At 63.1% G+C, this 15,027-nt stretch carries 12 protein-coding genes and 1 pseudogene; 7 read left to right on the plus strand and 6 right to left on the minus strand.

What is annotated here, in order from left to right:
- Positions 1 to 79: 79 nt before the first annotated feature.
- From topA to plsY, 3 genes are all read right to left on the minus strand, one after another.
- Positions 80 to 2,632 (minus strand): type I DNA topoisomerase, encoded by a 2,553-nt coding sequence (topA, locus tag K426_RS13240; RefSeq protein ID WP_066557838.1) that lies wholly within the window; start codon positions 2,630 to 2,632, stop codon positions 80 to 82.
- 115 nt (positions 2,633 to 2,747) lie between these two features.
- Positions 2,748 to 3,830, minus strand: coding sequence for a DNA-processing protein DprA (gene dprA, locus K426_RS13245; RefSeq protein WP_066557845.1), 1,083 nt, complete (start codon positions 3,828 to 3,830; stop codon positions 2,748 to 2,750).
- A complete protein-coding gene (gene plsY / locus K426_RS13250) occupies positions 3,827 to 4,444 on the minus strand; it encodes a glycerol-3-phosphate 1-O-acyltransferase PlsY (RefSeq protein WP_066561757.1) in 618 nt (205 codons plus the stop codon). The genes dprA and plsY overlap by 4 nt, the downstream gene beginning before the upstream one ends.
- A 221-nt stretch (positions 4,445 to 4,665) precedes the next feature.
- On the opposite strand from plsY, the gene murI reads away from it, so the two are divergent.
- Together murI and hemA are read left to right on the plus strand one after the other, a co-directional pair.
- Positions 4,666 to 5,469, plus strand: coding sequence for a glutamate racemase (murI, locus tag K426_RS13255; protein WP_066557848.1), 804 nt, complete (start codon positions 4,666 to 4,668; stop codon positions 5,467 to 5,469).
- 151 nt (positions 5,470 to 5,620) lie between these two features.
- Entirely contained in the window at positions 5,621 to 6,841 is a 1,221-nt protein-coding gene (hemA, locus tag K426_RS13260; protein WP_066557851.1) for a 5-aminolevulinate synthase, read from the plus strand.
- Between the two features lie 63 nt (positions 6,842 to 6,904).
- Here the strand turns inward: hemA and K426_RS13265 are convergent, their stop codons facing one another.
- Both K426_RS13265 and K426_RS13270 read right to left on the minus strand, forming a co-directional pair.
- Positions 6,905 to 7,552, minus strand: coding sequence for a class I SAM-dependent methyltransferase (locus tag K426_RS13265; RefSeq protein ID WP_066557854.1), 648 nt, complete (start codon positions 7,550 to 7,552; stop codon positions 6,905 to 6,907).
- Complete coding sequence (locus tag K426_RS13270) at positions 7,552 to 8,769, minus strand: DUF3419 family protein (RefSeq protein WP_066561758.1); 1,218 nt, start codon at positions 8,767 to 8,769, stop codon at positions 7,552 to 7,554. The genes K426_RS13265 and K426_RS13270 overlap by 1 nt, the downstream gene beginning before the upstream one ends.
- A 133-nt stretch (positions 8,770 to 8,902) precedes the next feature.
- On the opposite strand from K426_RS13270, the gene K426_RS13275 reads away from it, so the two are divergent.
- The 3 genes and pseudogenes from K426_RS13275 to K426_RS13285 all read left to right on the plus strand — a co-directional run bounded on the left by K426_RS13275 (position 8,903) and on the right by K426_RS13285 (position 12,779).
- Positions 8,903 to 9,895 carry a ligase-associated DNA damage response exonuclease gene (locus K426_RS13275; RefSeq protein ID WP_066557857.1) on the plus strand — a complete coding sequence of 331 codons (993 nt, stop codon included), beginning with the start codon at positions 8,903 to 8,905 and terminating at the stop codon, positions 9,893 to 9,895.
- Positions 9,895 to 11,493 carry a cisplatin damage response ATP-dependent DNA ligase gene (locus tag K426_RS13280; RefSeq protein WP_066557859.1) on the plus strand — a complete coding sequence of 533 codons (1,599 nt, stop codon included), beginning with the start codon at positions 9,895 to 9,897 and terminating at the stop codon, positions 11,491 to 11,493. Before K426_RS13275 ends, K426_RS13280 begins: the two co-directional genes overlap by 1 nt.
- A gap of 62 nt (positions 11,494 to 11,555) precedes the next feature.
- Positions 11,556 to 12,779, plus strand: a pseudogene (locus K426_RS13285) (IS256 family transposase).
- Between the two features lie 86 nt (positions 12,780 to 12,865).
- Here the strand turns inward: K426_RS13285 and K426_RS31325 are convergent.
- Complete coding sequence (locus K426_RS31325) at positions 12,866 to 13,195, minus strand: hypothetical protein (RefSeq protein WP_145907328.1); 330 nt, start codon at positions 13,193 to 13,195, stop codon at positions 12,866 to 12,868.
- Between the two features lie 131 nt (positions 13,196 to 13,326).
- On the opposite strand from K426_RS31325, the gene K426_RS13290 reads away from it, so the two are divergent.
- Entirely contained in the window at positions 13,327 to 13,677 is a 351-nt protein-coding gene (locus tag K426_RS13290; RefSeq protein WP_066557861.1) for a GFA family protein, read from the plus strand.
- 84 nt (positions 13,678 to 13,761) lie between these two features.
- A complete protein-coding gene (locus K426_RS13295) occupies positions 13,762 to 14,967 on the plus strand; it encodes a saccharopine dehydrogenase family protein (RefSeq protein ID WP_066561760.1) in 1,206 nt (401 codons plus the stop codon).
- Positions 14,968 to 15,027: the final 60 nt, after the last annotated feature.

Genomic DNA, 15,027 nt, shown 5'->3' on the forward strand with positions numbered 1-15,027 from the left:
GGGGATCCATCTCCTTTACGTTGAGCTTGGCGCAAGGTTGAGAAATGGATTCCCGCCTTCGCGGGAATGACGAAGTTGATTATTCCGCCGCCACCTTCTTCTTGGCCGGAGCCTTCTTGGCAGCAGGCTTCTTCGCCGCAGCCTTTTTCGCAGGCGCCTTCTTCCCCTTCTTCGCAGGCGCCGCAGCAGCCCGCGCATCGATCAATTGCGCCGCCTCCTCCAGCGTCAAGGCATCCTGCTCGACGGTCTTGGGCAGCGTCGCATTGGTCGTGCCGTCGGTCACATAAGGCCCATAGCGCCCCGCCATCAGCTTGATCTCTGCCTCCGTGCGCGGATGCTTGCCCAGCACCTTGAGCGGCTCCCGCGAGGATGAGCCACGCCCGCCCTTGTTCGCCGCATCGGCCAGCTTGGCCACGGCACTGTTCATGCCCACCTCGAAAATCTCGGCGGTGGAGGAGAGCCGCCCATATTTGCCGTCATGCAGCAGATAAGGCCCGAAGCGCCCGATATTGGCGACGATCGGCTTGCCCGTCTCCGGATGCAGCCCAATTTCACGCGGCAGGCTGAGCAGCTTCACCGCCCAGTCGAGCGTCATTTCACCATCGGGCAAATCCTTGGGGATGGAGCCGCGCTTGGCCTCCTTGCCCTCGCCCATCTCGATATAGGGACCGAAGCGCCCGGACTTCCTGACGATGTCCTGCCCGGTTTCGGGATGCTGGCCCAGCACCTCCGGCCCGCTATCCTCGCCGCCTTCCTTGCCGCCCGGCTGCCCGAACTTGCGCGTAAATTTGCACTCGGGATAGTTGGAACAGGCGATGAACGCGCCAAAACGCCCGCCACGCAGCGACAACTGCCCTTCGCCACACATAGGGCAGGCACGCGGATTGCTGCCGTCCGCCTTAGGCGGGAACAGCATCGGCTCCAGGAACTTGTCCAGTTCGGCAGTGATGTCGGAAGGCTTCTGCTCCATCACCTCGGCGGTCTTTGGCTTGAAGTCGCGCCAAAAGGCTTCCAGCACCGCCTGCCACTGGGCACGGCCGCCGGAAATCTCGTCCAGCTCATCTTCAAGGCCCGCCGTGAAGTCATAGGACACGTAACGCTCGAAGAAACGTTCGAGGAAGGCCGTCACCAGCCGCCCGCTCTCCTCCGCGAAGAAGCGGTTCTTCTCGATCCGCACATAGTCGCGGTCCTTGAGCACCTGAAGCGTCGAGGCATAGGTGGACGGACGCCCGATCCCCAATTCCTCCAGCTTTTTCACAAGGCTCGCTTCCGAATAGCGCGGCGGCGGCTGCGTGAAATGCTGCTCGGCCATCACCTTCTTCTTGGCCGGCGCGTCGCCCGTCGCCATGCGCGGCAGCAGCTTGCTGTCATCGTCTTCCGTGTCGTCCCGGCCTTCTTCGTAAAGCGCCAGGAAGCCGGGGAAGATCACGACTTGTCCCGTCGCGCGCAGGCCATGCTGTCCGGTGCCATCCACCAGATCGATCGTCGTCCGCTCCAGCCGTGCCGAAGCCATCTGGCTCGCCAGCGCCCGCTTGAAGATCAGGTCGTAAAGCCGCGCATGATCGCCCGACCCCACCTTGTCCCGATAAAATTCGGTCGGGCGAATGGCCTCGTGCGCTTCCTGCGCATTCTTCGCCTTGGTCTGATATTGGCGCGGCTTTTCGGGCAGATAGCCGCCGTCATAGCGCTCCGCGATCGCCTTGCGCGCGGCGGAAATGGCGCTGCCGTCCATCTGCACGCCATCGGTACGCATGTAAGTGATCGCGCCATCCTCATAGAGCTGCTGCGCGATCCGCATCGTATGGCTGGCCGAGAAGCCGAGCTTGCGCGCCGCCTCCTGCTGGAGCGTCGAAGTCGTGAAAGGCGGCGGAGGATTGCGCGAAACCGGCTTGGTCTCGACCTTCTCGACGGTGAAACGCCCGGCCTCCACGTCCGCCTTGGCGGCCATGGCGTCGCCTTCCTTGCCGATCGTCAGCCGCTCGATCTTCTCGCCGCGCCAGCGCACCAGCCTCGCGACAAAAGCCTGCCCGCCCTGCTCCATCTCGGCCGCGACCGACCAATATTCTTGAGCGACGAAGCTCTCGATCTCGCGCTCGCGCTCCACGACCAGGCGCAGCGCCACCGACTGCACGCGCCCCGCCGATTTCGCGCCGGGCAGTTTTCGCCACAACACTGGCGACAGGGTGAAGCCCACCAGATAGTCGAGCGCCCGCCGCGCCCGATAGGCGTCGATCAAATCCTCATCCAAGGCACGCGGCTGCGCCATCGCCTCGGTCACCGCCTGCTTGGTGATCGCGTTGAAGGTCACGCGGTCCACCTTGGCGGGCAGCGCCTTCTTGGCGCGCAGCACCTCCTGCACATGCCAACTGATCGCCTCACCCTCGCGATCAGGGTCAGTCGCCAGGATCAGGCGCGTCGCCTTCCGGGCTTCGTCGGTAATGGCCTTGAGCTGCTTGCCCTTGTCGCCATAATTTTCCCACTGCATGGCAAAGCCCGCATCGGGATCGACCGACCCGTCCTTGGCGGGCAAGTCGCGGATATGACCATAGCTCGCAAGCACATGGAAATCGCCACCCAGATATTTCTCGATGGTCTTCGCCTTGGCGGGCGATTCAACGATGACAAGCTGCATTCATGCCTCGATTAAAAAATCTCTCACGTACACGCGCGAGTCTGAAAGCTGTTGGCGCCCCGCGTCAAGCGCCAGCGATGTAGGCGGAGTTCACCCCCGGCGCCAGTGCGCAGGATCATGAAATGCTGACCTTTCCGCCCGCATGCCGCTCCAGCCGGGCCGCGAGTTCCAGTTCCAGCAGCACGGTCTGCACCAGTGCGGGGCCAAGGCCCGACAGTCGGATCAGCTCATCCACCGGCACAGGGGCAGGCCCCAGCAGGGCAATGACCGCCGCCCGCTCCCGCTCGGCCACATCGCAGGATGGCGGTTCGCCCGCAAAATCCGCTCCGGCCTGACGCACCATGCGGGAATCGATCGCGCCGATCGCCTCGATCACGTCGGCGGCGTTCTGGACCAGCACCGCGCCCTCGCGGATCAACTGGTTGCAGCCCTGCGCACGCGGATCGAGCGGCGATCCGGGCACCGCCATCACCTCCCGCCCCGCCTCGCCAGCCAGACGCGCCGTGATCAGGGAACCGGACTTGGGCGCGGCTTCGACGACGACGGTCCCCTTGGCCAGCCCGGCGATGATCCTGTTCCGCGCCGGAAATTGCCGGGCGAGGGGCTGCGTACCGGGAGGATGTTCGGTCACGACCAGTCCTTCGCTCGCCAGTTGCTCCTGCAATTCGGCGTTTTCGGGAGGAAAAGCGATGTCGATGCCGCAGGCGATGACAGCTATGGTGCCGCTCTCCAACGAACCCTGATGCGCGGCCGTATCGATCCCTCGCGCCAGTCCCGACACCACGACTGCCCCGCGCTGCCCCAGATCCTGCGCCAGCATCCGCGCAAAGCGGCAGGCCGCCGCTGAGGCATTGCGCGCTCCCACCATCGCCACGCATTCCCGCGCCGCCAGCGAGACATCGCCCCGCACGATCAGCGCAGGCGGAGCGCCCTCCATCTGGTCCAGCAGGAAGGGATAGTCGGCATCCCCCATGATCAGATAACGCCCGCCCACGGCCCGGCTGCGCGCGATCTCCTGCTCGACGGTCTTTGCGTCGATGATGCTTGCCTTGCCGCCGCCACGCGCCGCCAGATCGGGCAGAGCCTGCAAAGCCTCCCCCGCCGATCCGAAGCGCGCCATCAACTGGCGGAATGTCACAGGCCCGATGCGCGGCGAGCGGATCAGGCGCAGGCGGTTGAACCGCTCCTGCTCGCTCATTCTTCGACTACTGCGTTCTTCTTCGATGCGCCGACCTTGGGCTCGGTTCCCTTTGCAAGCCGCGCGATATTCTCCCGGTGCCGCCACAGCACGATCAATGCCAGCGCCAATGCAACCGGCAGCAAATCGAACCGTCCGAAGCACCACATGGCGACCGGCGCGCTCACCGCCGCCGACATGCCGCCCACGGACGACCTTTTGGTCCCGAACAGCGCGCCCAGCCAGACGATCGCGAAGATAATCCCGGCAGGCCAGTAAAGCGCCGTCACCACGCCCATCATGGTCGCCACGCCCTTGCCGCCCGCAAAGCGCAGCCAGACCGGATAGCAATGCCCGATAAAGGCCATGGCGCCCGCCATCGGCCCGCCCCCCTCGATCAGCGCCGCGCCGATCAGCACGGCGGCCGCGCCCTTCAGCAGATCGAGCAGCAGGGTCGCCGCCGCCAGCCCCTTGCGCCCGGTCCGCAGGACATTGGTCGCGCCGATATTGCCCGACCCGATCTTGCGCAGATCGCCCGCCCCGGTGAAGCGCGTCAGCAACAGCCCAAAGGGGATGGAACCCAGCAGATAACCGATCAGCAGGACGAACGCGGGAATTAGCCAGGGAGGAGTCATGATCTCGCCGTAATAGTTGCGGCGCGACCATAGCGTTCCCGGCGCACCGGGCAATGCCCAAAGCGCCCCATCGGAACAGGCATGTCCCTGATTTACGCCGGATCATGTTCAGGCGCGGACAGCAATGCGCTTGCTGGAAGAGGGCATGACCGATCCGAACGCATGGCCGGGTCCGGCGACCCGTTGACACCGGCGCCGGACGCCGCAACATGTCGGTCACAATGACAGTCGCACCCCATGCTCCCCTGCTGTTCTTCGATTCCGGCGTCGGCGGACTTTCCATTCTCGCTCCCACGCGGGCCGTGCTGCCCCATGCGCCGGTCGTCTATGCGGCAGACAGCGCGGGCTTCCCCTATGGCACCAAGAGCGAAGCGGAGATCGCCGCGCGCGTGCCTGCGCTGCTTGGCCGCCTGGTGGAACGCTATCGCCCGCGCCTTGCGGTCATCGCCTGCAATACCGCATCCACCATCGCCCTTTCCGCTGTCCGGGCGGCGCTGGACATACCGGTCGTCGGCACCGTCCCTGCGATCAAGCCCGCCGCCCTGCTCTCGCAAAGCCGGGTGTTCGGCGTCCTCGGCACGGATGCAACCGTCCGTCAGCCTTATGTGGACCGCCTTGCCGCCGAATTCGGTTCGGATTGCACCGTCCTGCGTCATGGCTCGGCGGCTCTCGTGCAACTGGCCGAAACGAAGCTGCGCGGCGAACCGCTGGACCCCGCCATCGCCAGGGACGCCCTTGCCGGCCTGTTCGACCAGCCCGGCGGCGACCGGATGGACATAGTGGTCCTTGCCTGCACGCATTTCCCGCTGGTGGAGGATGAGCTGGCTGCCGCCTCCCCCCGCCCTCTTCGATTCGTGCACGGCGGCGAAGGGATTGCGCGCCGCATCGCTTATCTCACCCAGGGACAGGAATGGCCCGCCGCTCCGCCCCCCGGAACGGCCGTCTTCACGCGACTGGACGAGAGCATCGAACCGCTTCGCCCTGCTCTTCGGGGCTATGGTTTGCAGCAGATCGATTGTCTTTGAAGGGGTGGACCTTTGGTCCAATCGCAAGCCATTCTATCAGCGTGATAGGTAATTCTCCCTAAGGCTGCGAGCGGTTATCACTGGTAATAGGCCACCACAGCAGGTAAATGCCCCCTTAAAGAGGGGATGCGGGAACAGGGACAGGGCTTAAGTGAACTACAAGCACATCTTCACGCAGGCGATCGACCGGCTCCATAGCGAAGGTCGCTATCGGGTGTTCATCGACATCCTGCGCAACAAGGGCGCTTTCCCCAACGCCCGCTGCTTCCATGGCCATAATGGCCCGAAGCCGATCACCGTCTGGTGTTCGAACGACTATCTCGCCATGGGTCAGCATCCCAAGGTCGTCGCCGCCATGGAAGAGGCGCTGCATGATGTCGGCGCAGGTTCCGGCGGCACCCGCAATATCGGCGGCAACACCCATTATCATGTCGATCTGGAGGCGGAACTCGCGGACCTGCACGGCAAGGAAGCCGCGCTGCTCTTCACCTCGGGCTATGTCTCCAACGAAGCGACCCTTTCGACCCTCGCCAAGATCCTGCCCGGCTGCATCATCTTCTCGGACGAGCTGAACCATGCTTCGATGATCGCGGGCATCCGCAATTCGGGCTGCGAAAAGCGCGTCTTCCGCCACAATGACGTGGAGCATCTGCGCGAACTGCTCGCCGCCGAAGATCCCGAAGTGCCCAAGCTGATCGCCTTCGAAAGCGTCTATTCGATGGATGGCGACATCGCCCCCATCGCGGAAATCTGCGATCTGGCGGACGAATATAACGCGCTCACCTATCTGGACGAAGTCCATGCGGTCGGCATGTACGGCGCCCGTGGCGGCGGCATTTCCGAACGGGATGAAGTCGCCGATCGCGTGACCATTATCGAGGGCACGCTGGGCAAGGCGTTCGGCGTCATGGGTGGTTATATCGCGGCCGACCAGATGATCGTCGATGTGATCCGCAGCTATGCGCCGGGCTTCATCTTCACGACCTCGCTGTCGCCGGTGCTGGTCGCAGGCGTGCTGGCGAGCGTTCGCCACCTTAAGCAATCGAGCGAGGAACGCGAAGGGCAGCAGGCATCCGCCGCGACGCTCAAGCGCCTGATGGCCGAAGCTGGCCTGCCGGTCATGCCGTCGGTGACGCACATCGTTCCGCTGATGGTGGGCGATCCGGTCAAGGCCAAGCGGATCAGCGATATCCTGCTCGCGGAATATGGCGCCTATGTGCAGCCGATCAATTACCCCACCGTCCCGCGCGGTACGGAGCGTCTGCGCTTCACGCCGGGACCGGCCCACACCGAAGAGATGATGGGCGATCTGGTCAAGGCGCTGGTGGAAATCTGGGACCGGCTGGAACTGGAACTCAGGAAGGCAGCCTGAAACTTCCAGAATATCGTGCTCCTGCCTTCTCAGGAGTACGCCGCCCTATCATCGGACCAATCTCTAGATTCGGATCAACCCACCCCTGACCGCATAGCCGCGATACAAGCTCCGGCTATGCGGAAAGCCGCCCATATCCGCCGCTAATTTCCCGATGGCCTGCTTGAGTTCCGCTCGCGGCGACACATGAAAACGCGCCAGCCAGCCGAACAGCGCCTGCTTCCAAAAGGCGGGCAGATCGTCCTGCTGACCGAAATCCACGACCTCCAGCTTGCCGCCATGCGCCACACAGCCCACCGCCTGCCGTAGAGCGCCTTGCCAATCCGGGATCATCGACAGCGCGTAGCTGATGAACACCCGCTCGAAATCCGTCCGCCCGAACAGCGCCGCCGCATCGAACGCACAGGCGTCCCCCTGCGCCAGCACGACCCGATCGGCCATGCCCGCCTTCGCCACGGCCTTGCGCGCCGTCTCCAGCATCGCCTCGCTGATGTCGACGCCGTAAAGCCGCGCCTCCGGCCAGGCCTTGCCCACGGCGATCAAATTCCGCCCGGTCCCGCAGCCGATTTCCAACACCGCCCCGCCCCGCGGCGGGGCGAGATCGGCAATCAGCCCATCCCGTCCCAGCAGGTAGAATTTCCGCGACAAGTCGTAAATATGCCGCTGATGCCGATAGACGCTGTCCATCAGCCCGCCATGCCCGCCGCTCATCACGCGTCCTTCAGCACATAAAGATGAACGCCGCCATAAATGGCCGACCGGTCCCGCGCCGTGTAATCGAGCGACTCTTCCGCCCGATAATCCCAGCGCGAGAGCACCGCATCGTCCACCCGTCCGGGCAGGATGCTCGGCTCGCCTGCCGTCCGGAACAGCACTCTTGCCCCCGGCCGCGCCGTCCGCGTGATCTGCGCCCAAAGCGCGTTCAACTGCGCATCGTCCATCCAGTCCTGCGCATCGAGCAATATGTAGCGATCCGCCGATCCGGCCTCCTGCGACGCCAGAAAATCAGTGAAATTCACATGCCGGACATCCACCCGCCCGGCGCGCTCGACCACTGCCTGATGGTTCGCCGCCTGCAAATAGGGCGGCAACGGCCCCTCGCCCCCGTCATAGCCACGCCCAAAGGCCTGCACGGCGAAATAATTGTCCTTGAGGTCGAAATCGCAGGCCAACTTCTCCAGCCGCGCCTTCAGCACGCTGTCCATCCGGTCATCCCCGGCCAGCGCCTCATATTGCGCCGGCGGAATGCCCAGGCCGAAGAGCGAAGCAGGCTGGCTCGTCAGCCAGCGCATGAAGGCACTGTCGAACACGGGCGCCAGTTCAGCCTCGAAAATGGCGCGCTGCTCTTCCCGGCTCCGGGCGTCCAGCATCCGGCGCGGATTGACGCCATGCAACCGCGCCAGCAGATGCGCCGCCCCGATAAAGCGCCCCAGCAACCCATGCTTGTAGATCCCCCGCGCAAACCCCCCGATGCGCCGCCGCCCGATAAAATCGCGGCCTTCCCAATAGCGCCGCGTCGCATCGTCCAGATGCGGCGCCACGAAGGTCCGGTAGGCCGCCACATTCTCCTTGCAGTCCGCCTTGGCGAAGAAGCGATGAAACGCTTCATGATCCGGCAAGGCCCGCGCCGCCGCCAGCTTCAGCCGATTAAGCGCGATATGCGCGGTATTGAGGTCCACCGCCGTGATCTTCGCCGGATCGGCGGTCAGATAGCTCAGCACATTGCACCCGCCTGAAGCGATGGTGACGACATGGCTGTCCGGCGTGATCGCCAACGCCTCCATATCGACCTCCGGGTCTTCCCAGATCTGCGCGTAAACCAGCCCCCGAAACGCGAAGGTAAAGGCGCGCTCCAGCAATCCCTGCCTGGAAAGATGCCGATGCCGATGCACCGCGCGGGTAACATTCCGATGAGCCCTAGATGCCATAAACCGTGCCTCCTCGCTGCCGGGGTCGTCCGGGCGCATAGGGCGGCGGCATGTCGCCCGCGTGACAATGAGGTTACGGCAATGTGAAGCACCTTGCGGAACCAACCCGCGCCATCCACCTTCTTTGCTAGCAATGCCTCACTGGATCGAACCCCACCCCACCGGCATCTATGTCCGCCCCGCCAATGCCTGGATCGATCCGTCGGTCCCGCAGGAGCGCGCCCTCGTCACCCACGGCCATGCCGACCATGCCAGGGGCGGCCACGGCCATGTCTGGGCCACGGAAGAAACCCTCGCCATCATGGCCCTGCGCTATGGCACGGCTTGCGGCACGGCGGTTCCCTATGGCGAGGAAATCCGCATGAACGGCGTCACGATCAGCTACATCCCCGCCGGCCATGTCCTTGGCTCCGCCCAGATCGTCCTCAGCCACGCCGGCGAACGCGTCGTCGTCACCGGCGATTACAAGCGCCGCCCCGATCCGACCTGCAAAGCCTTCGAACCCGTCCCCTGCGACATCTTCGTCACCGAAGCGACCTTCGGCCTGCCGGTCTTCCGCCATCCCGACACAGGCAGCGAAGTCGACCGCCTCCTCGCCGCCCTCCATGCCAATCCCGATCGCTGCGTCCTCGTCGGCGCCTACGCTCTTGGCAAGGCCCAACGCCTCATCTGCGAATTGCGGGCGAGAGGGCATCACGATCCCATCCACATCCATGGCGCGCTGGAGAGGATGTGCGCGCTCTACGAACAGTTCGGCGTCGATCTGGGCGATCTCCGCTCCGCCACCGGCCTTCCCGCCAAGGAGATGCGCGGCCGCATCGTCGTCTCGCCACCCTCAGCGCTCAACGACCGCTGGAGCCGCCGCCTGCCCGATCCGATCACCGCCATGGCGTCAGGCTGGATGCGCATCCGCCAGCGCGCCCGTCAGCGCAATGTCGAACTGCCGCTGGTCATCTCCGACCATGCCGACTGGGACGAGCTGACCGACACCATTCGCGAAGTCGCCCCATCGGAAACCTGGATCACCCATGGCCGGGAGGAAGCATTGCTCCACTGGTGCATGACCCACCAGATGCGGGCGCGAGCCCTGGCACTGGTAGGCCGCGAAGATGAGGATGAGGGGTAATGCGCGCCTTCTCCCAACTGCTGGACGGCCTGGTCTACACACGTTCCCGCAACGGCAAGCTGGATCTTATCGCCAGCTATATGGCGCAGGCGCCTGATCCCGACCGTGGCTGGGCTCTCGCCGCCTTGACCGGCAATCTCGACCTGAAAGCCGTCAAGGCCTCCACCATAGCCGAAATGACCCGCGCCCGTGTCGATCCGGTCCTGTTCGAAATGAGCCGTGACTATGTCGGAGACCTGGCCGAAACCGTATCCCTCCTCTGGCCGAAACCCGCGGATCAGTCGCCGGAAATAGATGACGGCTCCCTCACCCTGTCGGCCATGGTCGACCGCCTCCATGCCACCAGCCGAGCCGCCGCCCCCGATACCCTGGCCCGGATGATGGATCATCTCGATGCGTCGGGCCGCTTCGCGCTGCTCAAGCTCGCCACCGGCGGCCTGCGCGTCGGCATCTCCGCCCGCCTCGCCAAGACCGGCTTCGCCCAAGCCTTCGGCCTCGATGTCGACGATGTGGAGGAATGCTGGCACGCCCTCACCCCGCCCTACACTCCTCTCTTCGCCTGGGCAGAAGGCAAGGCCGAGCGCCCCGACCCGGCAGGCACGCCCTTCTTCCGCCCCTTCATGCTCGCCCACCCTTTGGAAGCGGAAAGCGTCGACCTCAACCACTATGCCGCCGAGTGGAAATGGGACGGCATCCGCATCCAGATCGTCGGCACGCCCAGCGAGACCCGCCTCTACAGCCGCGCCGGAGACGACATCACCGGCAGCTTCCCCGACATAGCGCAGGCCTTCCGCCATCATGCGGTCCTCGACGGCGAACTGCTCGTCAAGGGCGAGTTTCAAGGCGGCCAAACCCACGGCGGCGCTGCGGCGAGCTTCAACGCCCTCCAGCAGCGCCTTGGCCGCAAGGCGGTGACGGCGAAGATGATGGACGACTATCCCGCCTTCGTCCGCCTCTACGACATATTGCTCGACGCCGACGAAGACCTGCGCGCGCTCCCCTGGGAACAACGCCGCGCGCGCCTTGAAACCACGGTGCCCCAGCTTGATCCACAGCGCTTCGACATTTCCGCTCTCATCGAAGCATCCGACTTTGAAACGCTGGCCGACCTGCGCGCAGGCGCCCGCGATGCCGCCATCGAAGGCGTGATGCTCAAGCGCCGCGACAGCCCCTATGTCGCGGGGCGCAAGGCGGCGCTCTGGTATAAATGGAAACGCGATCCGCTGACCGCCGACTGCGTGATGATGTACGCCCAGCGCGGCCACGGCAAACGCTCATCCTTCTATTCGGACTACACCTTTGGTTGCTGGACGGAGGAAGGCGAACTGCTGCCGGTTGGAAAAGCCTATAGCGGCTTCACCGACGAGGAACTGAAATGGCTGGACCGCTTCGTGCGGGGGAATACGATCAACCGCTTCGGTCCGGTGCGCGAGGTGGAAAAGTCGCTTGTGCTGGAGGTCGCGTTTGACAGCATCCACGAGAGCAAACGGCACAAATCGGGGCTGGCGATGCGCTTTCCCCGGATCGCGCATATTCGCAAAGACAAGCCTGCACATGAGGCGGATACGGTCGAGGGATTAAAGCGGTTGGTGAGTTAGCAAACGGGACTGTCAGGAATTTCGTGTGCGACGAGGCATAATGGGGAACAAGGAGACCCGGTATGTCACGACGCAAAGAACCCTCGATACCGAACGACATTCTCGATCAGCTGCTTGCCGGCACTGACGCGGCCGCGGCGCTCAGCCAGGGCGGCCTGCTCGATACATTGAAGAAGGCATTTGCCGAACGGGCGCTCAATGCGGAGATGGATCACCATCTTGGCCAGGAGGAGCAAGGGAACAACAGCCGGAACGGCTATGGCCGCAAGACGGTGACGACCGACGGGGGACGGATCGAGATCGAGGTGCCGCGTGATCGGGCCGGCAGTTTCGATCCGCAGCTGATCGCCAAGTACCAGCGACGCTTCCCTGGCTTTGATGACAAGATCATCTCGATGTACGCGCGTGGCATGAGTACCCGGGAGATCACCGGGCATCTGCGCGATCTGTACGGGATCGACGCCTCGCCCGATCTGATCAGCACGATCACCGACGCGGTGCTGGAAGAGGTTGCAGCCTGGCAGCAACGCCCGCTGGACCCAGCCTATCCGCTGGTTTTCTTCGATGCGATCCGGGTCAAGATCCGCGACGAAGGCATGGTCCGCAACAAGGCGATCCATATTGCCCTGGGCGTCATGGCCGACGGCACCTAGGTGGTCCTGGGGCTATGGCTGGAACAGAATGAAGGCGCCAAGTTCTGGCTGCGCGTCATGAACGAACTACGCAACCGCGGCGTCGAGGATATCATGCTGGCCGTCGTTGACGGTCTGAAGGGCTTCCCCGACGCCATCACCGCCGTCTTCCCCGAAGCGATGGTCCAGACCTGCATCGTCCATCTGCTGCGCAACTCGATGGATTTCGTGGCATGGAAAGACCGTAAGGCGCTCGGAACGGCCCTGAAGGCCATCTACCGTGCTGTCGATGCCGCGGCCGCCGAGGAAGCGCTGACGGCCTTCGAAGCGAGCTTCTGGGGCCAGCGCTATCCCGCTATCGGCCAGAGCTGGCGTCGGGCATGGCCCGAGGTCATCCCATTTTTCGCCTTTCCCGACGAGGTCAGGCGGATCGTCTACACCACCAATGCCATCGAGGCCTTGAACTCCAAGCTTCGTCGCGCTGTTCGTGCGCGGGGCCATTTCCCCAATGATGAGGCGGCCACCAAGCTGCTCTATCTGATCTTGAACCGATCGGAGAAAGAGTGGAAAATGCCGCCGCGCGAGTGGAACATGGCGAAGGCGCAATTTGCCGTTCTCTTCGGCGAACGCTTCATCAGGGCCATGACGGCCTGATGGTCAACCGCCTCGCCGCACACGAAATTCCTGACAGCCCCTTAGCAAACCCGTATGCTAAGCTCAGCCACCCCAGTGATACTCGGTTAGGATTTAGGCTTGGACTTCACCATTTTTGCATTTGGGAAGCCATTTCCTTCCATGCACGAAGCATAAATCTTCTTACGTAACCGTTTACGTTCGATATTCAGGCTCAAACCAGAACCAATAGCTCCGCCAATGCTATCTCCATCATAATCCGGAGCTTGAGAGGCAGCCCATTCTGAACGGTAGTCTGCAAACTGAAAACATTCATCTGCCACCTCGTCAAAGCTGCGTACCGACCTATTGACTGTCGTAGGAAGCTCAGCATTTTGCGCGAAAGCCGTCGATGGCAAAAGAATAACTGCACCAAGCACTATTGCTATCTTGTTCAATGCCTTCTCCCCCTTAAAAGACAACATTCGCCTTATCACCAGACCTTGAGGCGTCAAGGTTTTCCCACTTTAATCCAAGCAGTTCCCTTCTTTTGTTTCCCGGCATAAACTCGCCACAAAGGAGAGCCATCATGCCCTACACCGGAAGCTGCCACTGCAGCGCCGTCACCTTCACCGTAGCCGCCGACGCGCCGACCGAAGCGATGAGCTGCAACTGCTCCCATTGCCGCCGCAAGGGCTTCCTGCTGACCTTCGTGCCCGCCGACCAGTTCACCCTCGACAGCGGCGCGGACAAGCTGACCGACTATCAATTCTACAAGCACAAGATCACGCACCAGTTCTGCACCGTCTGCGGTTGCCAAGCTTTCGCGCAGGGCAAAGGCCCGGACGGCTCAACCATGCAGGCCATCAACCTGCGCTGCGTGCCCTCCGTCGATCTCGACGCGCTCAGCATCAAGAAAGTCGACGGCGCCAGCTTCTGACAGTCTGACTTTGCGCTGTCACGCACAGCCCCTATATGGGCGCTTTCGCGCGTCAGGCGCGGCTTGAAATATGGAGCAGTTGAATTGAGCAAGGTTCTGGTCATTGGCGCGGGCGGCGTCGGGTCTGTCGCGGTTCACAAGATGGCGATGAACAGTGACATTTTCAGCCATATCACGCTCGCCAGCCGCCGCATCATCTCATGCGAGAAGGTGGCCGAATCGGTCAAGGCCCGCACCGGCGTCACTATCGACGTGGCGCAGGTCGACGCCGACAATGTCGAAGAAACCATCGCCCTGATCGAGAAGGTCCAGCCCAAGCTGGTCGTGAACCTGGCCCTGCCCTATCAGGATTTGGCGATCATGGACGCCTGCCTCGCAACCAAGGTCGACTATCTCGACACCGCCAATTACGAGCCGCGCGACACGCCCAAGTTCGAATATAGCTGGCAGTGGGCCTATCAGGAGCGCTTCAAGGAAGCGGGCATCATGGCGCTGCTGGGTTCGGGCTTCGACCCCGGCGTCACCAGCGTCTTTGCGAGCTACATCAAGAAGCATCTGCTCGACCGGATCGACACGCTCGACATTCTCGACTGCAATGGCGGCGACCATGGCCAGCATTTCGCCACCAACTTCAACCCGGAAATCAACATCCGCGAAGTCACCGCGCCCTCGCGCCACTGGGAAGGCGGCAAGTGGGTCGAAGGCCCGGCCCTGAAGCACAAGCAGGTGTTCGACTTCGAGTCTGTAGGGCAGAAGAACATGTACCTCATGTATCATGAGGAACTGGAATCGCTTGCCAAATTCTACCCGGAAATCAAGCGCATCCGTTTCTGGATGACCTTTGGCGATGCGTATCTGAAGCATCTCGAAGTGCTCCAGAATGTCGGCATGACCCGCATCGATCCGGTGATCTACAATGGGCAAGAAATCATCCCGCTTCAGTTCCTCAAGGCCGTGCTGCCCGAACCGTCGAGTCTGGGTTCGACCACCAGGGGCAAGACCAACATTGGCGACATCGCGACCGGCCAGAAGGACGGCCAGCAAAAGACCGTCTACGTCTACAACATCTGCGACCATGAGGACGCCTATGCCGAAACCGGCAATCAGGCAGTCAGCTACACCACCGGCGTCCCGGCGATGATCGGCGCGGCGATGATGCTGACGGGCGCATGGAAGGGAGAAGGCGTGTTCAACATCGAACAGTTCGATCCCGATCCCTTCATGGACATGCTGAACGAGCACGGCCTGCCCTGGCAGGTGAAGGAACTGGCCGCGCCGCTGGATTTTTAAGCCCATGCGCTCCTGCGCAGGCAGGAGCCTAGTTCCACCGTCTGAACTGGGTTCCTGCCT

The organism is Sphingobium sp. TKS, assembly GCF_001563265.1.
GTDB lineage: Bacteria > Pseudomonadota > Alphaproteobacteria > Sphingomonadales > Sphingomonadaceae > Sphingobium.